Origin of the sequence: Aquimarina sp. BL5, assembly GCF_003443675.1 — a bacterium.
Taxonomy (GTDB): Bacteria; Bacteroidota; Bacteroidia; order Flavobacteriales; family Flavobacteriaceae; genus Aquimarina.
The window spans coordinates 4,902,695-4,922,357 of the sequence record NZ_CP031963.1 but is presented as its reverse complement, the minus strand read 5'-3'; the positions used below and the strand labels follow the sequence as shown (position 1 = coordinate 4,922,357).

Below are 19,663 nucleotides of genomic sequence, written 5' to 3'. Positions count from 1 at the left end.
AAAAAATAGTTAGCGCAAAACTAACTAAATTTGTATTGTTCAACAATAAAATAAGGAGATATGCGACTTAAAATTTATTTTCAAAAAAAAGGAGCTGTTGGGATTTTTCTCACAGCCTCTCTACTTATGTTGACATCTTGTGGTTCATATGACTATGTATCTTATGATGATGGCATTTACGGTGAAGCAAGAAGCCAAAGGAATTATGAACCTCAACCTACCAGAACAGAAACTGGGACAACCTCTAATTATTACTCTAATTACTTCTCAGAAAAATCAGCTCAAATCGATAATGCTATCGAGCAGGACGCTATTTTTACAGATGTTGATTCTTATTCTAGTGAAAATTACAATCCATCTGACACTACTGGTATAGCTCAAAATTATGAAGGCGGGCAACCTGCTTGGGGCAGTAATAGCGATGAAGTTTCTATAAATATAATTGATAACGGTTGGAATAATTGGGGCTGGAATGCTTGGGGACCTGGTATTGGCTGGGGCTGGAATAACTGGGGCTGGAATGCCGGTTGGGGCCCTGGATTTGGATTAGGATGGAACGGTGGCTTCGGATGGGGCTGGAATGCTGGCTTCGGATGGGGAAATCCTTATTGGTATGGTGGTGGATTTTGGTGCCCTCCTTATTATAACAACGGTTTTGGATTCTACGGAAGAAACCGAATTGCATATAATAGAGGTTTTAGAAATAGAGGTTACAGAAATGCATACGCTAGTAACTACAGAAGTCGTGGTGCTTACAATAGCAGATCTAGAGCATATAATAGTAGGTCTCGTAGCCGCTCCTATAATAACCGAAATTCTTACAACAATAGAAGAAGAATATCTGCTGACAACAATAGAAGAACTAGGTCTTCCTCTTACTCGAATGGAACAAGATCTCGCAGCAATAGTACATACTCCCGTTCAAGATCAAGTTCTTCTAACAGAAGTGGCTCAAGAATAAACAGCAACAGTAGATCAAGGAGTCGTTCTGGAACAAGAAGTTATTCGGGCTCCAGTAGAAGTAGAAGTTCTGGTGGTTCTATCAGAAGTCGCAGCTCTAGCCGTAGTAGCGGATCAAGATCTGGTGGTAGCCGTGGCGGAAGAAGTCGTGGAGGAAGAGGTTAAAACACTGATTAAAAGTTAAAAAACCATTGCTACTTAAACCTAAAAGTATAATTTGGATTATTCTAAACTGACAATTGTCAGAAACCTTAACCAAATGTCTTACTATTTTTGAGGCAATCAGTAATACGCAAAAAAATTAAGAATTCATAAAAACCTATTCGATCTAGATAGTTATTAACCCAAATAGGATTAAATAACTATCTAAATCGTGAAACTCATTTGCAATAAGCGAATAGGTAAACTATAATATTGAAAATAAATATATGAAGAAGATATTTTTATTAATCAGTCTGTCATTCATGTCTTGTTTACACGCTCAAGACATTACAGACGCAGTAAGATATTCTCAACAGGATATTTTAGGAACCGCACGTTTTAGAGGGATGAGTGGAGCGTTTGGAGCTTTAGGAGGAGACATGTCTGCTCTACAGATAAATCCTGCAGGTTCTGCAGTATTTCTAGGCTCTTCTGGCTCAATTACCCTTTCTACGTCTAATGTTCAAAATGATGCTGACTATTTCAATAGTTTTAGCGGAACTTCGTCTTCAAATTTTAATTTTAATCAAATTGGAGCTGTTTTCGTATACAATAACCAAAATGAGTCTTCTAAATTTAATAAATTATCATTAGGCATAGCGTATGACCAAACTACAGACTATGCCGAGGAATTCTTTGCGTTTGGTAGAAGTAATAATTCGATAGATTCTTATTTCCTATCTGAAGCCCAAGGCATTCCTCTAGATTTATTAACCAGAAGATCAGGAGAAAGTGTTGATGAACTTTATAATTTTCTGGGAGAAACAGAAGGATATGGTGCTCAGCAGGCCTTCTTAGGACGTGAATCACTTATAATTGAATCAACTGATCCTACAGATTCAAACAACTCTGTATATTCCTCAAATGTCGCACCTGGATTTTTTAACCAAGATTACTATTACGAAAGTACTGGATTAAATGGTAAGTTCACTATAAATGGTGGAGCACAAATACACGATAGATTTTATATTGGAGTTAACCTCAATTCTCACTTCATTAACTATGATAGAGTAACTGAGTTTTTTGAAGGAAACAATAACACCGGAAGCTCTATTAATGAAATACTATTTACGAATCGTTTATCTACAATTGGCGCAGGTTTCTCTGCGCAAGTGGGAGGTATTGTAAAGGTATCCAATATACTTAGACTTGGTGCTTCTTTCGAATCACCAACCTGGTATTATATCGAAGAAGAAACAACACAACGTGTAGAAACTTTTAGCAATGCTAACGGCAGAGAATTAGTAAATCCTAATGTCATTAACGTTTTCCCAGAGTACCAACTACGCACTCCAGCAAGAGCAACTGGAAGTATTGCTGTATTGTTTGGAAAACGAGGATTAATTAGTTTAGATTACTCTTATAAAGATTATTCATCTACGGAATTTGATTCTGATGGATTTGATGATTTTTCAGATTTAAATAGGCAAATTGAGAATACTTTACAAGGTGCCTCCACACTTAGAATCGGTGGAGAATTAAGAAATGGAAATTGGAGCTTTAGAGGTGGTTACAGCTATGAAGAAAGCCCATACAAAAACGAATCTATCCTAGGAGAAAGAACAGGACTATCACTAGGTATCGGTTATAACTTTGGAAAAGTAAAATTTGATATTGCTTATGACTATTCTGAGCAAGAACGTAATCAGGAATTTTATCCTAATTCTGCTTTTACGAACTTCACATCTATTGATAGCTATAGAGATAATCTTACCTTTACGTTAGGTTTAAATTTATAATAACAAGTCGCATTACATATATACAAAGGAGTTGAATAGTATTCAACTCCTTTTTTTATCTGATCAATGAAAAACTAGCATTAAATTCTTTCATGACTCCGCTTTCTGTATACCTTACTTTAAACCAATATTCACTAGATGGGAGTAGATTTCCATTATAAGTTCCATCCCATTCACCAAGAGCTCCAAGATCTTTTAAGAGTTTTCCGAATCGATTGAAAATTTGGATACCATTAATCTGTACATTATCATTACCAACTATCCCCCAAGTCTCATGAAAACCATCCCCATTAGGTGTGAAATATCTTGGATAATCAACTATAAATTCTACTGGGAGTTCTATTTCAGAACACATACGAACATCCCTAACGTATATCACATGTTCCCCTCTTGATACTCTAGTAAATATAGGAGAAGTCTGCCAATCGCCATTATCCAACCTATATTCATACTCGCCAATCGCCTCATCCGCAACTATCACCTGAACAGTGGCATTATCAGAAAAAGCACCGGAAATCAACTCTGCGGTAAAATCCTCCTGTCGTGGAGGGTATGACTCTATGACTACTGTTGATGCGGATGAAACACATGTAGTTCGGATATTTGTTACTAACACAGAATATTCACCAGACGCAGTAGGACTATAAATTGATCCTGTTTCACCAGGGATTTCATTTCCTGCTGTAGTAGCAACACCTGCATACCATTGAAAATCATAAACAGTATCATCCAATCCAGTATCAATTACATCTGTTGGCATTAAATTAATAATAGTTCCATCATTTTCAAGACAAAGAACATAGTCATCTTCTAGTGTAAAATCCGGTAATTCATTAACTATCAACTGAACTGGAACTACCCTAAAACAATCATTACCGCTCACTAGAGGGTCAAAACGAATATAAATTGTTTGATTAGACTCTTGCGTATTCTGATATGATGAAGGAAATGCAATTGTAGCCGTATTACCCGACTGAGCATCCTCTTCAATCTGATAGTACTGAATATTATAATCAGAAGCATTTAAATCATTTGAACCATCAGCGTCGTTTAAATTAAGAATATCTTGTGTCGCTGTCGTAAGATCAAAGATTCCGATACCAGCTTCATCCAACTCGCATGTTTCTAATGGGTTTGGCGTTAGATTAAAATCATCATATAAAATAGTTTGTAATTGAAGTATCACATCAGAAACACAACCATTGTCATCATCCCTACCAACTACTATGATGTCGCTTGTCAACATCATACTGGTATATGTAGTTGGATTAGCAATGGGATTGTTTGTATCAACATCATTTTGGGATTCATAATAAGTAAATGTAATATTTGTAGCACTCCCTGAAATCTGAGTTTCTCTTACCGTTAAATCATATACTGTATTCACCTGATCACTGCACAATACAATAGGATCTGGGTCTGTTAATACTGGATTACCAAGCACTCGCAAATCAAAAGAAATGGTAGACCTAAAACACTCATCGGCATCCCCTACACCATTATTATTTTCGTCAAATTGGACACGAACCCATATAGTTTGAGGGTTTGTCTGATTCGTAAACGCTCCGACAATAGCTCCCGTATTGTTATTGGCTTCTGCTTCTGTTCTATGATAGCTTATCAGCAAAACCTCAGTTTGTGTTCCAGTTACTTCAGAATCTTTCTCCGTTAAATCAAAGGTTGCCCGATTGGGATCATCACTACATAAAACAAAATCAGATACCGGATTATTTAGCGGCAATGGATCAACCTCTAATCGTATGTGTTGCCCTAAACCTAAACATTCATTATCGGTTCCATCATCTACTCTTATATACAAATCTTGAGCAAAAGGAGATACATCATTTCTATGGTTTGAAGGATCAACAATCTCATTCTCTTCTGCCAATGCATCCGCTAAATTCTCATAATAGGTAACGACTAAACTTTGACCAGGTGGGTACAATGCCTCCACTTGACTTGTTGCGCTACTAAAATCAAAAGTTGCGATTCCGTTAGCATCGTCATCATCTACATCAGTAGTATCGCATTCGTTATACACAAGATTAAAACCAGCAGGAATTTGCGTGGCAGAAACTACCAAATCAATCTGGGCAGTTCGAAAACAACCATTGTTAGTTTCTATCCTAGAGAAAACCGTACTATTGATAGGTGTTGGATTAGGATACACCGTAAAATCTACAATTTGATTTGTTACATCCTCATTAATTGCAGCAATTTCTGTTAAATAATATGTAAAAGTCTCGTTTATAGAATTCCCAGAAACCAAAATATTCGCCTCAGATAAATTAAATAAGGAAATACCATCTGTATCATCATCACATTGCAATAAAGATACCACTGGAGATATCACTGGAAGAGGATTTACAATTAATCGAAAACTTGTCGTCTCATAGCAACTTTGCTCGGACACATTTTCTATCCTCACATATATGGTTTGTGGATTCGAGATGTTTGTGTAAGTATTAGGCAATTCTGTTCCTGAAACTCCAGCATCAGCATCTACCTGGGATTCATAAAGAGAAACAGAAAAATCAGTGGTGTTTTGTGTTCCAAAAACTTCGGTTATGGCATTAGAAAGATCAAATTCTACAACTCCATTAGTATCGCTACCATCAAGATCATTATCACATAACTCTATATCCATTGGCACATTTGCTACTGGATTCTGATATACACGCAACACAAAAGACGTCACTTCGAAGCATATCTGATTCGTTCCGCCAATTCTAGCCCATATTGTTTGATCCGCAACTGTATTCACAAAATTATCAGGATCGGCAATAACATTATCACCTGCAGCACCTCTATAATTTTCAGCGTCTTCTTGAGTAAAATGATATGTCACTGTAAACTCTAAAGGATCTTGCCCCCCAATAATAAGAGGTGAATTCTGAGTAAGATCAAAAGTATCAAAACCATTTCCATCGTCATCACACAACATTAAATCCATTGGAGGATTAGCCACTATTGGTTCTGGATAAAAAGTAATTAATATCTCATCCGTTTCCGTATTGCCATCAATATCCTCGATTAATAGCTGATATCTTCCTGTTGTGGTTACGGTATATGTTGGAGCCGTTTCTCCCGAAATAACATCAAACACCATTGTTGTTTCATTGAACACAGACCATTCATAACGTACAGCTCCATCTGACTCTCCATCCAAAACTACAGGATCAGATCCACAGATATCCTGATTTGGTCCTAGGGTAGCTTCTAATATGGAACAATCAGTAGAACCTGTTCCACCAGTCTGCTGGAAATTAATAAAACCGGGGGATTGAGAAAAATTAGTAATCAATACCAAATAAAATTCTCCCGCGGTAGCACCAGGAATATTCATTGTTTCAACTGCATCTGGCAAATAACTGCAATCCACGGTATTAGCCGCTGTTAACTGAGCCGTACAAGGAGAAACAGGATCTGGAAAAGGTCCATAACATATAAAATCCACATCTAACTCATTACCAGTCCCATCTTCATTAGCAGTTTGCGAAATACGAAAAGTTAAGGCACCTGTATCATCTATCTGCAAATAATACCAGGCAGGAAAAGGTTGAGTATCCAAACATCCGTAATTAGGACCAACTTCGGAACTCCCTACACAATCTGCATTAGCACTATTACAATTTGGAAAAACAATACCTGTAGCACTACAAAATGGATCAGCACCATTATCTCCAATTGCGTCTGCACAAACCGAACCTTGTGCCACACTCAGACTTGTGTAGATAAAAAGGCACAAAAACAATATTAACTTAGGTATTCTCTTAATCATTACCAACTTTTAAAATCAATGATAAAACTGTTATTATTTCTTAAACTCAAAGCATTCCTATATAAAACAATCTTACAAAGAGAAACCCTAAGAAATACTACTATAAAATTGAAAATAATTACGTTTTAGATTTTTTCAGTTGAAACCATTGCAATTGAAGAATAAGATAATTCCCTTTTAGCAAAACCTCAAAACAGATATATTATCAAACTATAACAGTTGGCAAAAAAACAAATTCTATTTTAAAAAATTATCGAATTAAAGAAAAACTACCTGCAAAAACTTTTCTCCTTCTATCAAGATCACGGTTGGCTTGTTCATTAAATTCTACCCTAAACCAATATTGTGAGGAAGGCATTAAATTTCCATTATAAGTTCCATCCCATCCAGGCCCAGTTGGATTCAATTGTTTTAATAATTTCCCATGTCTATCGAATATATAAACCAATGCGGGAATAGGTTGATCCTCGGGATTAATTAAATTCCAAGTATCATGAAAACTATCACCATTAGGAGTAAAGTATCTTGGATATCCTAGTATCATTATATCTACGGATGTTCTCTCACTATCCGGACAATTAGCATATCTAGCAACAATTCGATAATCACCGGCAGGAACACCTTCGAAAACTGGTGAAGACTGAAAATCCCTATATTCTACAAAATTTCCATCCATATTAACATCGCGATCTAATCGATATTCAAAATCAGTAAATCCACCAGCTTCCGCCTCTGGAGTTGACAGCACTTCTGCAGTTAAAGTATAACTTACAGAAAAAGATTCTTCTTCTATACTATACCCTACGCTTATGACCGAAGCAGAGATATCAAGAACCACAACTTCGTCCCTACCTACCTCATTACCTCCAACTACATCACTATACCCTCTCAATTGATATGTCCCACTATCTGGCACTGGATAAAAAGGTGTTTCTACACCAGTAGGATCAAAATTTCCAGTTACAGGATTTAAAACAAACCACTCAAATGCTACCGCAGCAGGGATTTCGGGCGGCCCTTCTACTCGAGGAAACCTTCCCTCAACGATAACCGGAAATTCGCTTGCACCGCACACAGCAATTCTATCCTGAGGAATTCCTGGTTCTAACACGCTGCAATCTGTAGTTCCAGCACCATCTTCTCCAAGATTTATCTGTTCTAACTGAATGACTCCGGGCTCATCTGCAAAATTGGTAATTAAAATAATATAAAACTCTCCTGTTTGAGCATCAGGTATTGTAAAAGTTTCAATAAAATTGTCTTCTGACATCCTAGCATAGCTACAATCTACGATATTAGTATTATCCTCATCATTAATATAAAAATCAGGTTCATCAACATTATTCGCACATTCCGCAGGACGAATATTTTCTCCATCCCCATTACGATCACATCCCCTAGACAATTGATCTTCACAGTCCAAAATAAAAGAAGTAGGAAACGGTCCCCAAACAATAAAATCGACATCAAGTTGTCGTTCATTACGATCTAACCTTCCATCTCCATCCGTATCCATCCAATTACGAGTCTCAAAAACTAATTCCCCTGGTTGATCAATGAGGATAAAACGCCAAAACGGATTAGGAGTAGTATTCAGGCAGCCTACTTCACCCAAAACTTGCTCGGTTCCTAGTGGAATATTATCAAAAGTAAGCTCAAAAGAACTATCTGAACAAAAGGGTTCTACTGTGGTACAGGCTCTATCAAAACCTATCTGACCTTGAGCGTGAGATTGCGTGCTAGCAAAAAAAAGCAGCACAAACAATAATAAGATTTGAGGTAGTAATTTTGTCATATATAGTATAACGTAGGTTAGTTCATTTTCTTATGTAGGAATTAAATTTACAAATTTTAAAATATAGTGCTTCAATCGCAATCATATTATTTATAATTGTTAACATAGCTTTCACTAAGTAAAAAGACAAAATCGTATCTTTGCAGCCCGTTTGTCGTTGATTTTACGAGAATTCAATATTTTGTAAGGATTTAATCGTAATTTTCAACGAAGACATTGTAGGGAATTAAAAAAAGAATGAGTTGAGGTTATATATCCTAGTGAAATATTATTTCAATTTTAAAGAGAGAACACATTTTACATCGTAAATCGTATTCAGGTGTTTTTTTGTAATTCTTTTATATTTTGTAATAATAAAATTTTAAACTTTTGAAGATAGACAAGGCCCTTGAAGCTATTGAAGCGTTAGGTGATAATCATGTAGCTACTAGCGCAACTACTCCTCTGAGAGAAGATGCATTTAAATTAAGTGATAAGGAAAAGATCGCTTTGATTAAAGATGATGTTAGACATATTATGGAAACTTTGGGATTAGACCTTAGCGACGATAGTCTTAAAGGTACTCCTCAGAGAGTTGCAAAAATGTTTGTAAACGAAATTTTCTCAGGACTGCATCCTGAAAGAAAGCCAGATGCTTCTACTTTTGACAATCACTATAAGTATGGTGAAATGTTAGTAGAAAAAAATATAACGGTTTATTCTACTTGCGAACACCATCTTTTACCAATAGTTGGTCGTGCCCATGTAGCCTATATCTCTAATGGAACTGTTGTGGGGTTATCTAAAATGAATCGTATTGTAGATTATTATGCAAAACGTCCTCAGGTACAAGAGCGCTTAACTATGCAAATCGTACAGGACCTTCAGGTAGTTCTAAACACAAAAGATGTTGCTTGTGTGATAGACGCTAAACATTTATGTGTAAATTCCAGAGGAATACGGGACATAGAAAGTAGTACGGTAACCAGTGAGTTTGGCGGAAAATTCAAAGATGAAGCTGTGCGAAGAGAATTTTTGGACTATATCAAACTAGATACTACTTTTTAATTTTATCTTTAATCAATAATCAATAGCATTTACCAAAATTATGGCAGTAGCTCCGTTGTACAAAACTCAGGAACTAAAAATTTATAATTCTATTTCGAGTCAAAAAGAAGTGTTCATTCCTATTACAGAAGGTAATATAGGAATGTATGTTTGTGGTCCAACCGTTTATAGTAATGTGCATTTAGGAAATTGTCGTACGTTTATTTCTTTTGATTTAATTTATAGGTATCTTAAACATTTAGGGTACAAAGTTCGCTATGTGCGAAATATAACAGATGCTGGTCATCTGGAAAATGACGCTGATGAAGGAGAAGATAAGGTTTCCAAAAAAGCGAGATTAGAACAGCTAGAACCTATGGAAATTGTACAACGTTACACGTTAGATTTCCATAACATCTTAGCTAAGTTTAATAATATACCTCCTAGCATAGAACCCACAGCAACAGGTCATATTGTAGAGCAAATCGAAATTATCAAAACTATTATCGATAATGGTTTTGCGTATGAAGCTAATGGTTCTGTTTATTTTGATGTAAAGAAATTTAACGAAACTAATAATTACGGAAAGTTAAGCGGTCGTAATCTTGAGGATATGATTGCCAATACTAGAGAACTAACTGCCCAAAGTGATAAAAAAAATCCTCAGGATTTTGCGCTATGGAAAAAAGCAGAACCAGAACATATTATGCGTTGGCCTTCACCTTGGAGTGACGGGTTTCCTGGATGGCATTTAGAATGTACTGTAATGAGTACAAAATATTTAGGTGAAAAATTTGATATTCATGGAGGTGGAATGGACCTTAAATTTCCGCATCACGAATGTGAAATTGCTCAAGGAGAAGCAGCTTGTGGTGTGACTCCAGTTAATTACTGGATGCATGCAAATATGCTTACTCTGGATGGTAAGAAAATGTCTAAGTCTACAGGTAATATCCTATCCCCGGCAGAAATTTTTAATGGAGAAAGTGATAAATTAAATAAAGCTTTTGCTCCGACGGTTGCAAGATTCTTTATGCTACAAGCACACTACAGAAGTATCCTGGATTTTTCTAATGATGCACTAGAGGCCTCAGAAAAAGGCTTCTATAGATTAATGGAATCACTAGCAACTTTAGAAAATATAAAAGCTGGCAAAACTACAGAAGGATTTAATATTGAAAATTGGATTAAAGAATGTTATGAAGCAATGAATGACGATTTTAACAGTCCTATATTAATCGCAAAGTTATTTGAAGCTGTTAAATTCATCAATTCTGTTAAAGAAGACAAAGCTACTATTTCTGAAGTAGATTATAAGCTCATTCAAAAAACTATGAATGAATTCGTTTTTGACGTTTTGGGATTAGTAAATATAAACGAGGCTTCTTCGGATATTAGCGATAAGCTTTCCGGCACTGTTGAATTATTAATTCAGTTAAGAGCAGAAGCCAGAGCTAATAAAGATTTTGCTACTAGCGATAAGATCAGAGATGAGCTACTTGCTATGGGGATTCAATTAAAAGACGGACGTGAAGGCACAAGCTTTACTCTCAATTAATATCATAGTTTGGCTTCAAAATTAACATTAAAAAGGATTTTGATTATGCCGTTTGTAGGATTGGTGAAATTATACCAAAATTTAATTTCACCTTTAACTCCGGCTACGTGTCGATACCAACCTACTTGTTCTCACTATACTGTAGAAGCATTACAAAAACATGGACTTCTCAAAGGAGGAAAACTTGCCATAAAACGAATTTTTAGCTGCCATCCTTGGGGAGGTAGTGGTTATGACCCTGTTCCGAATACTAACGAAGAAAAAGAAAGTTAACTCATCCAAATAACACTTTAACTCATTATTATTCTATTTGTAATTTCGAATTTAATTAAATACCTATATTTACCCTTGAAAAACAGATTTCCACATGATATTCTCTAAAATAGTTTGGAATCCCATTGAAGGATTCGATCTTGGCTTTTTTGTCATTCGTTTTTACAGTCTAATGTTTGTAGTTGCATTCTCATTAGGTTGGTATTTAATGAAGAAAATATATATCCGAGAAAATATTTCTATGGAAAAACTAGATTCTGTCTTCATTTATGCAGTAATAGGTACTTTATTAGGTGCAAGATTAGGACATGTCTTTTTTTATGACTGGGATTATTATAGAAATAATTTATTAGAAATCATTTTACCTTTTAAATTCAATCCGGAGTTTGAGTTTATTGGATTTAGAGGGTTAGCAAGTCACGGAGCAGCAATTGCTTTTATTATTGCGATGTATTACTACTCTAAAAACGTTCTAAAGAAACATCCACTATGGATTATGGATAGAGTTACTATTCCTGCTGCAGTTGGAGGAATTTTTGTTCGACTAGGAAACTTTTTTAATTCGGAAATAATAGGAGAACCATCTGGTGATTCAGCTTTTGGAGTAAAGTTCATCAGAGATGGCTTGCGCAAAGCTGAAGTAATTAGGGAAACCGGAATCAAAAATGTAAATGAAGCATATTCCGCTGTAGTCAATGATACGCAGTTCTCTAACCTATTAGAAGCAATTCCATATCGTCATCCTGCTCAACTCTATGAAGCATTTGGATATATCTTTGTATCTCTAATACTTTGGCTATTTTATTGGAAAACAGACAAAAGAAACAACAGAGGTTTTCTTTTCGGAATGTATTTGATGCTGATATTTATTGTTCGTTTTATTGTAGAAAATGTTAAAAAGAGTCAAGGTGGTTTTGAAGATGCTTTAGGAGATGCATTGTCTACCGGTCAATGGTTAAGTATCCCATTTATCCTTGTTGGTTTATATTTTGTAGTTAGAGCTAAAAAAATTCCAGAAGATCCTAAATCATATACACTGAAATAACAAACTCAATAAGAGTTAAAAAAAGAGGGTAAATTTGAGAATTTACCCTCTTTTTTAGTTTTATTAAACAGATATAAAACTTCTGTAGGCTCCTTTAATTTATTCCCGTTTATCATCAAAAAAATCTAAAGAGAATACAGAAAAACCCTAAATCATGCACCTTTAGATAATAAATCAATCCTTTACAAAAAAACAGTTTATTTATTTTTTACAGCAATAGGATTTTTTTAAAATATTTTTAAAAACGAAAAAACTTTTGATTCTGTAAAATTTATTAACAATAAAAAAACAGAGACCAGTAACTAAAGCTACTGGTCTCTGTTTTTTGTAGGTTTATATTACACCTAAAAAACTTCGTTAGACTCTTTTAACTTCTCTGTATTTTCCACCAACTGAAGTTCGTCTATAATTTTTTGAATATCTCCATTAATAATATTACCAAGATCATATAAGGTTAATCCGATACGATGATCAGTTACACGTCCTTGAGGATAATTATAGGTTCTAATTTTTGCAGATCTATCGCCAGAAGATACCATACTCTTTCGTTTCTCTGAATCAGCTGCTTGTTTTTTAGCCAACTCTATCTCATATAACCTAGAACGTAATACCTTTAAAGCTTTTTCTAAGTTTTTATGGGATGATTTCTGATCCTGACAACTCACAATCATACCTGTTGGCTCATGATGTAATTTAATTGCAGAATATGTAGTATTTACCGATTGTCCTCCAGGACCTGTGGAAGTAGTTCTTTCAATTCTAACTTCTGCCATATCCAGTTCTACGTCAAACTCTTCAGCTTCTGGCAATACCATTACGGTAGCAGCACTTGTATGAACACGTCCTTGTGTTTCTGTCTGAGGCACACGTTGCACACGATGTACTCCAGCTTCGAATTTCATAGTTCCGTAAGCATCTTCCCCATTAACTTCTAATATAATTTCTTTATAACCACCACTAGTTCCTTCGCTAAGATCAACTACACTAACACTCCAGCCTTTACCTTCGCAATATTTAGTATACATCCTAAATAAATCTCCCGCAAAAATACTTGCTTCATCTCCACCTGCTCCGGCACGAATCTCTACCACACAGTTTTTAGCATCTTCTGGATCTTTAGGCACTAACATATACCTTATTTTTTCTTCTAAAGCTGGTAATTTTTCTTTGGCTTCTTCTAACTGCATTTTAGCCATCTCGACCATTTCCGCATCACTGCCATCATCAATGATTTCTTCTGCTTCTTTCTTATTATTAGTCAACTCAATATAGTGATCTCTTACATCCATCAATGCCTTAAGATCTTTATATTCTTTATTGAGCTGCACATATCTTTTTCTATCAGAAATAACATCTGGTTGGATAATAAGATCCGTCACCTCATCAAATCGTTGCTTTACAATATTTAATTTATCAATCATAATTCTATCTATCCTGTGCTTGGAATTCACAAAAGTACGCTTTTTTGTTCAAAGGTCACATTGCCTTTTAATATTCTCTAGGGGTATGATGTAACCCAAAAAATTGTATTTTTACAACTTAAATGTTAAATCATAAGCGCACATATAATAATAACCTGATTTCAAGCTGGTTCATTACGCTTCTACTTTTTCTCGGTATTGGAGGATATACTAATTATACTCCACCAATTGTTAATCAAACCACAATTGAATTAGTAATTTCTAATGAAAAAAGTTGTGACAAGACATTATCATATGCAAATGCTATAAAGGTTAATGAATATTTCAACCTTTATCACACTTACCTTAAACAACTATCAAAACATCACACTACGATATCTTTGGTTAAGACGAAAGAGTTTAATAGTACTATCTCTTTAACAATAATACATAAAGTATTTCTTATTAGAAGTAACAACTACATTGCTGAAGAAGATTCTTTTCATTTAGTATAACACCTCATTCTTGGCTTTTTAGCCAATTTTAAAAACGTCTAAACACTGCTATCATAACAGATAGTAGCTTATACTATTACCAAAAATGAAAAGATTTAAAAAAATACTAAGACGTATCGTCTTACTTATGTTTATTGTTATGGTTGCTATGATTCCGGTTCCGATTTTCTTTCAGAAAAAAGAAGGAAAATTTAACGATGATAACGCTATAGAACTTACAGAAACAAAAGAAGAAGATACAGAAACCAAAACGGTTAAATTTAATGATGAACTAGGATCATAAACACATCCTTATCAATTAATAATTAACACGAATTCGTTATAACTTAAACCTATATAAAGCAGTCAAATTGAATGGTTTTTCATTATGAAATGGAGAAAAATTAGCTTGCCCGCCTGTGGAGGGTATCGAAATTAGGCTTTATGACGAAAACCTCTTGTTTTCGATACATCCGCCCCAGGCGGACACTCAAACTGACGAGGCTTCCTTATATCGAACTCACGTTAATTATATAGATCGAGAGTCCGAAAAATTATCAAAAATTATTTTTCAGGTTTTCGAAATAAAACATAAGGATTTATAATAATTTGCGACTTTTATATATAATGAATAATTCACAAATTGGTTTAGGTGGAGGGTGTCACTGGTGCACAGAGGCAGTTTTCCAATCTTTAAAAGGGGTGACTTTGGTAAAACAAGGTTATATTTCTAGCACTGAAAAAAATAATTCTTTTTCTGAAGCTGTACTTGTATCTTATAATCCCAACATCATTAAGTTAAAAGACTTGATTAAGATTCATTTACATACTCACAAAAGTACTTCTGATCATAGTTTTAGAGAAAAATATCGTAGCGCTGTCTACTATGCTCATGAGAACCAAAAACTTGTTATCGAAACTTTTATAAATGAACTAAATGAAGACTTTGAAAACAAAGTAATTACGCAGGTTTTGAAATTAGATAAATTCAAACTGTCAAGACCCGAGCTTTTAGATTATTACAAAAAAAATCCTGAGAAACCATTTTGTAAGCGATATATACACCCTAAGCTTGACTTACTTAGAAAAAAATATAATGAAAAAACAAATTTCTAATTATACGTATATGTCCCAAATTCACTATTGATCGTAAGTTTCTTTTTATCTGCACTTTCTACACGACCAACAATTTTAGCATCTACATCAAAACTTTTAGAAATCGAAATAATCCCATCTGCAATCTCTGGAGAGACATATAGCTCCATTCTATGCCCCATATTAAAAACTTGATACATTTCTTTCCAATCCGTACCTGAGTTTTCTTGTATCAATTGAAATAAAGGAGGAACCTCGAATAAATTATCTTTAATGATATGCAAGTTATCTACAAAATGTAAAATCTTAGTTTGCGCTCCTCCACTACAATGAACCATTCCGTGAATAGTTTCGCTATCAAACTTAGATAAGATCTTTTTTATTATTGGCGCATAGGTTCTTGTTGGTGACAATACCAATTTTCCTGCATCAATTGGAGCGTTCTTCACCTCGTCTGTAAGATTGGTTTTTCCGGAATAGACAAGATCAGAAGGTACGGCAGCATCAAAACTTTCTGGGTATTTCTCTGCCAGAACTTTATGAAACACATCGTGACGAGCAGAGGTAAGACCATTACTTCCCATACCGCCATTATATTCTTTTTCATATGTTGCCTGACCAAAAGAAGCTAAGCCAACAATTACATCTCCTTCTTTTATATTCGCATTATCAATAACATCGCTACGTTTCATACGCGCCGTTACTGTAGAATCGACGATAATTGTTCTTACTAAATCCCCCACATCTGCAGTCTCGCCTCCTGTAGAATGAATCGTAACTCCAAAACTTTTTAACTCTTCTAGTAATTCTTCGGTTCCATTAATAATGGCAGAAATTACTTCTCCAGGAATTAGATTTTTGTTTCTACCTATGGTAGATGAAAGCATTATATTATCAGTTGCTCCAATACATAATAAGTCATCTATATTCATTATTAATGCATCCTGAGCAATACCTTTCCACACAGAAACATCTCCTGTTTCTTTCCAATACATATATGCCAGAGAAGATTTAGTACCAGCACCATCTGCATGCATAATCAAACAATAATCTTCATCACCTGTAAGATGATCTGGGACTATTTTACAAAATGCCTTTGGAAAAAGACCTTTATCTATATTCTTGATAGCACTATGAACATCTTCTTTTGATGCCGAAACCCCACGCTGAGCGTAGCGTTTACTTACTTCTTGACTCATTATTATAATATTATGCGGATAATAAAGCGCAAAGATAATCGAATTAATTACGAATTATGAATTCTTAATAAGTAAATCCAAAATCGTTCTTCACATATCATATATCAGATTATTCCCAATCCACCATAGAAGCATCAGTAATCAAATCAGCTCTATTAGCAATTTCTACAACTGACATCATTTGTATATTTTTTTGTGATATTCCGTCATTAGAAGTATTCACAAAAATCACAGAGGCTTCATTTGGAGAAAAACGTGCATCCAAATCATTTGTTCCTGGTGGTTTTTCTATAGAAATATCTATTATAGAGCTATCATCAAAATCATAAATAAACAAATGAGAATCTAATTGCCTGTAATCACTACTCTCAAAACCAGAAACATCCTGGGAATATAATAGCTTAGTACCATCTATAGAAAGATTCACACTTCCAGCTGCTCCAGTCGCTCCCGATAATACCATTTCTAATAAGGTACCGGAAGTATTGATCGTAAAAATCTCTACTTCATAGCCGTCAAGATTATTTGTTTTAAGCACTATAATATTATTGTTGTCGTTCTGATCAACTTCCGAAATCAAGTTTCCATTTGCAGTTTGATATATTAGAGCTAAACCACTTCCGTCTGCATTAATACTATATAGTTTATCCTGATTAGGAAATAATAATTTCGAACCATTATCAGACCATGAAAAATCAATCTCTCCTAAGTTGAATCCTGCAACTGAAACTTGAGAAGTAACTTGTCTCATCTGAGAACCATCTTCATTCATTATAAACAAATGTGTTTGCGAACCAACCGATTGCAAAAAAGCAATTTTACCAGTTCCCACGTGCCGTCTTGGTCTGAAACTATTTTTAGTTTCAGAAGTAAGCTGAATTTCAGTTCCTCCTTGTTCATTTGCTGAAAAAATAACACTATTTCCATTAACAGATCTTGTATATACAATTCGGTTATTTGGAGGACTCATCGTTTCGAAAGCAAAAATACTACTGTTAACAGGGTCATTTATTCCATCACTACTAGTCACCTGCCAGAAATACTTAACTTTATACGAAAGATTAGTCAAGGTATAAGTAGTATCTGTGATATTTTCAAAAATAGCAACTTCAGAATTCTCGTCATTACGCAATATTATTGTATAAGTAAGCGTATCATCATCATCAGGATCTGTACCGGTCCAAACCAGATCGACCTCTAATGGTTGATCTATTGAATTATCCGCTGGAGTATCCAAGATAGCTGCATCAGGAGGTCTATTACCAGCTGTTTCTATATCCATTTCGAAAACTATTTCTAACTCTCTATCGGCGATTACAGTGATCCCTTCGAATTGTGCTAACAACCCCTCTTTTTGCGCTGACAACGAATAATCTCCTGAAGGTATATTTTCTATAAGGTATTCTCCGTTTGCATCCGTAAAAACTGTACTGGTCGAGGGATTTGTAGATATCTTCACATTCTCTAAAGGTTCATTTGTTCCTATAGCAACTACACTACCCCTTACAGCACCTAAACCTTCTAAATCTATAGTATCTTCACTACAGGAGGCCATGGTGAATATTGTAAATACCGTTATTATTTTTATAATATATTTTATCATTTTCATCAGGGTTTTATCCTTTTGGAGCATCACCATTTTCAATTACTTTTCGATTTCTTTTTTTAAGCTTTCTGAGTTCTTTTTGCTCTCTCCGTTTTTGTTTACGAAGCTCTTTATCCATTTTTAAAGGATTCTTGAAATACCAGTTTAAGCCGAAAGAGAAATTAAAATACTGATCGTCTCTTTTTCCTTGTGTAACATTATCTAGTTTATCTCCCAGAACAAGGTTATGTGTTGCATTTAAAGAGACACCAATATGATCAGAAACCAAGTATTCAATACCTCCTCCATACTGAAACTTAAAAAAAGTTCTGTCAAAATCATCACTATTTACAGTTCCCATTCCTCCAAAAAAGAAAGGAGTTAATTTTTCGAAAGGTAATAGTGTTAATTCTGCGTTTACATCTATAGCATTAAATCCTTCCGAAAAAGCACCTTCATTTCTCAACTGAAATTTACTAAGACTTGCATTAGCATTTAAATATGGATTGAAATACCACTTCCCTCCTATTCTGGCAGAATATGATAAATCTGCATTATTATAGTCCCCGCTCATCAATGCTAACCCTCCATTAGCAAAAACTGCTTTTTCACCACGTCTTTCTTTAAAATAACGCTCATAAAGTCCCGTATTTTGAGCCTCATTTTTCTCTGCGTTATAATCAGCCACTAATGTATTTATTGCTTCCGGTTCAGCTTTAGAATTCCATAGTTTATCTTCTATCCCTTCTATTATTAGAGCTTCTACAGCTTTTTCAATAGCTTCAGAAACTGCAATTTGTCCTGGTTCATTTTTTGTAAAACCAGTTTCAGCTTCTAACAACCTACTAAATTTTACATACCTAAAGAAGCTTGCATCTAGCGCTTGTGATAATATAGTTTTAGAAACATATACTGTTTTCAAGATCTTACCGCTTGATGTAGATACAGCTCTTAAATAAACCGTTATCCTATCTTGTCGATATTGAGTGGAACCACCAATCCCAAAATATCTTGCTCCAAGTCCTCCTGTTATAATATTAGAGTCGTATGACACAATTCCTCCTTCTAGAATAATTCCTGCATACAATAACGGAGGTAATTGAGGCTCATTTGAGTTTTTATTTTTTCTATATTCTTTTCTAGTTGAACGTATAATATTTCGTTCGTTCAAAAGATTACTTAGATTTTCTCTTTCAATCGGCACAAACCATTTAGAATCCTCTAAAGCTTTAACCAAAATAGTGGTTGCTCCTTGAGTAACTGCAGTACTAAAGGTACTACCAGCCTCTGTGGGCTTATACTGACCCGTTTGATCTCTAAATTTATAAACACCAACTACTACTGGTTCAATTGGGAGAGGAAAATCTCTTAAAGCTTTGGTAAATCGTGTGTCTTCACCGATTCGTGCTTGCTCTATTGTGATGGGTTGATTAAAATAGGTACCACATCCAGATAGCAATATCAAACAAGAAATTACTAGAATTACTTGATAAAACTTATGACGCATTAAAA

Annotated in this window: 15 protein-coding genes; 9 read left to right on the top strand and 6 right to left on the bottom strand. The window is 34.8% G+C overall.

Annotated features, from left to right (window positions below; translation table 11 throughout):
- The first annotated feature begins 60 nt into the window (after positions 1–60).
- On the top strand, positions 61–1,125 hold the full coding sequence (locus tag D1818_RS20625; RefSeq protein WP_118461351.1) for a hypothetical protein: 1,065 nt from the start codon (positions 61–63) through the stop codon (positions 1,123–1,125).
- Positions 1,126–1,388: 263 nt separating this feature from the next.
- The gene (locus tag D1818_RS20620) at positions 1,389–2,900 is read left to right on the top strand and encodes an OmpP1/FadL family transporter (protein ID WP_118461349.1); all 1,512 of its coding nucleotides are present in this window, start codon (positions 1,389–1,391) and stop codon (positions 2,898–2,900) included.
- A 55-nt stretch (positions 2,901–2,955) separates the two neighbouring features.
- Here the strand turns inward: D1818_RS20620 and D1818_RS20615 are convergent, their stop codons facing one another.
- Both D1818_RS20615 and D1818_RS20610 read right to left on the bottom strand, forming a co-directional pair.
- On the bottom strand, positions 2,956–6,681 hold the full coding sequence (locus D1818_RS20615) for a T9SS type B sorting domain-containing protein (protein ID WP_118461347.1): 3,726 nt from the start codon (positions 6,679–6,681) through the stop codon (positions 2,956–2,958).
- Between the two features lie 250 nt (positions 6,682–6,931).
- Positions 6,932–8,476 carry a T9SS type B sorting domain-containing protein gene (locus tag D1818_RS20610; RefSeq protein WP_118461345.1) on the bottom strand — a complete coding sequence of 515 codons (1,545 nt, stop codon included), beginning with the start codon at positions 8,474–8,476 and terminating at the stop codon, positions 6,932–6,934.
- A gap of 369 nt (positions 8,477–8,845) precedes the next feature.
- Here D1818_RS20610 and folE point away from each other — a divergent pair, with 369 nt between their 5' ends.
- The 4 genes from folE to lgt all read left to right on the top strand — a co-directional run bounded on the left by folE (position 8,846) and on the right by lgt (position 12,378).
- A complete protein-coding gene (gene folE / locus D1818_RS20605; protein ID WP_118461343.1) occupies positions 8,846–9,523 on the top strand; it encodes a GTP cyclohydrolase I FolE in 678 nt (225 codons plus the stop codon).
- Positions 9,524–9,563: 40 nt separating this feature from the next.
- A complete protein-coding gene (gene cysS, locus D1818_RS20600) occupies positions 9,564–11,060 on the top strand; it encodes a cysteine--tRNA ligase (protein ID WP_118461340.1) in 1,497 nt (498 codons plus the stop codon).
- Positions 11,061–11,105: 45 nt separating this feature from the next.
- On the top strand, positions 11,106–11,333 hold the full coding sequence (gene yidD, locus D1818_RS20595) for a membrane protein insertion efficiency factor YidD (protein WP_118461338.1): 228 nt from the start codon (positions 11,106–11,108) through the stop codon (positions 11,331–11,333).
- Positions 11,334–11,427: 94 nt separating this feature from the next.
- Positions 11,428–12,378, top strand: a complete 951-nt coding sequence (lgt, locus tag D1818_RS20590; protein ID WP_118461336.1) for a prolipoprotein diacylglyceryl transferase — start codon at positions 11,428–11,430, stop codon at positions 12,376–12,378.
- Between the two features lie 344 nt (positions 12,379–12,722).
- Here lgt and prfA read toward each other — a convergent pair whose 3' ends face one another.
- A complete protein-coding gene (prfA, locus tag D1818_RS20585) occupies positions 12,723–13,799 on the bottom strand; it encodes a peptide chain release factor 1 (RefSeq protein WP_118463978.1) in 1,077 nt (358 codons plus the stop codon).
- 122 nt (positions 13,800–13,921) lie between these two features.
- Here prfA and D1818_RS20580 point away from each other — a divergent pair, with 122 nt between their 5' ends.
- The 3 genes from D1818_RS20580 (at position 13,922) to D1818_RS20575 (ending at position 15,388) form a co-directional block, all read left to right on the top strand.
- A complete protein-coding gene (locus D1818_RS20580) occupies positions 13,922–14,293 on the top strand; it encodes a hypothetical protein (RefSeq protein ID WP_118461334.1) in 372 nt (123 codons plus the stop codon).
- A gap of 85 nt (positions 14,294–14,378) precedes the next feature.
- Positions 14,379–14,576 carry a hypothetical protein gene (locus D1818_RS25510; RefSeq protein ID WP_147406164.1) on the top strand — a complete coding sequence of 66 codons (198 nt, stop codon included), beginning with the start codon at positions 14,379–14,381 and terminating at the stop codon, positions 14,574–14,576.
- A 323-nt stretch (positions 14,577–14,899) separates the two neighbouring features.
- On the top strand, positions 14,900–15,388 hold the full coding sequence (locus tag D1818_RS20575) for a peptide-methionine (S)-S-oxide reductase (protein ID WP_118461332.1): 489 nt from the start codon (positions 14,900–14,902) through the stop codon (positions 15,386–15,388).
- Here D1818_RS20575 and D1818_RS20570 read toward each other — a convergent pair.
- The 3 genes from D1818_RS20570 to D1818_RS20560 form a co-directional block, all read right to left on the bottom strand.
- Positions 15,385–16,566 carry an AIR synthase related protein gene (locus D1818_RS20570; RefSeq protein WP_118461330.1) on the bottom strand — a complete coding sequence of 394 codons (1,182 nt, stop codon included), beginning with the start codon at positions 16,564–16,566 and terminating at the stop codon, positions 15,385–15,387. The two genes, D1818_RS20575 and D1818_RS20570, sit on opposite strands and share 4 nt — an antisense overlap.
- Before the next feature lie 109 nt (positions 16,567–16,675).
- On the bottom strand, positions 16,676–18,169 hold the full coding sequence (locus D1818_RS20565) for a carboxypeptidase regulatory-like domain-containing protein (protein ID WP_233558589.1): 1,494 nt from the start codon (positions 18,167–18,169) through the stop codon (positions 16,676–16,678).
- 13 nt (positions 18,170–18,182) lie between these two features.
- The gene (locus tag D1818_RS20560) at positions 18,183–19,658 is read right to left on the bottom strand and encodes a CsgG/HfaB family protein (RefSeq protein ID WP_118461328.1); all 1,476 of its coding nucleotides are present in this window, start codon (positions 19,656–19,658) and stop codon (positions 18,183–18,185) included.
- Positions 19,659–19,663 lie beyond the last annotated feature (5 nt).

Bases quoted from the DNA above. Each gene is read 5' to 3' on its own strand.
- D1818_RS20620 (WP_118461349.1), top strand. From the start codon at position 1,389: ATGAAGAAGATATTTTTATTAATCAGTCTGTCATTCATGTCTTGTTTA.
- D1818_RS20575 (WP_118461332.1), top strand. From the start codon at position 14,900: ATGAATAATTCACAAATTGGTTTAGGTGGAGGGTGTCACTGGTGCACA.
- cysS (WP_118461340.1), top strand. From the start codon at position 9,564: ATGGCAGTAGCTCCGTTGTACAAAACTCAGGAACTAAAAATTTATAAT.
- D1818_RS20565 (WP_233558589.1), bottom strand. From the start codon at position 18,169: ATGATAAAATATATTATAAAAATAATAACGGTATTTACAATATTCACC.
- D1818_RS20560 (WP_118461328.1), bottom strand. From the start codon at position 19,658: ATGCGTCATAAGTTTTATCAAGTAATTCTAGTAATTTCTTGTTTGATA.
- lgt (WP_118461336.1), top strand. From the start codon at position 11,428: ATGATATTCTCTAAAATAGTTTGGAATCCCATTGAAGGATTCGATCTT.
- prfA (WP_118463978.1), bottom strand. From the start codon at position 13,799: ATGATTGATAAATTAAATATTGTAAAGCAACGATTTGATGAGGTGACG.
- D1818_RS20625 (WP_118461351.1), top strand. From the start codon at position 61: ATGCGACTTAAAATTTATTTTCAAAAAAAAGGAGCTGTTGGGATTTTT.
- D1818_RS20580 (WP_118461334.1), top strand. From the start codon at position 13,922: ATGTTAAATCATAAGCGCACATATAATAATAACCTGATTTCAAGCTGG.
- D1818_RS25510 (WP_147406164.1), top strand. From the start codon at position 14,379: ATGAAAAGATTTAAAAAAATACTAAGACGTATCGTCTTACTTATGTTT.
- D1818_RS20615 (WP_118461347.1), bottom strand. From the start codon at position 6,681: ATGATTAAGAGAATACCTAAGTTAATATTGTTTTTGTGCCTTTTTATC.
- D1818_RS20570 (WP_118461330.1), bottom strand. From the start codon at position 16,566: ATGAGTCAAGAAGTAAGTAAACGCTACGCTCAGCGTGGGGTTTCGGCA.
- D1818_RS20610 (WP_118461345.1), bottom strand. From the start codon at position 8,476: ATGACAAAATTACTACCTCAAATCTTATTATTGTTTGTGCTGCTTTTT.
- yidD (WP_118461338.1), top strand. From the start codon at position 11,106: ATGCCGTTTGTAGGATTGGTGAAATTATACCAAAATTTAATTTCACCT.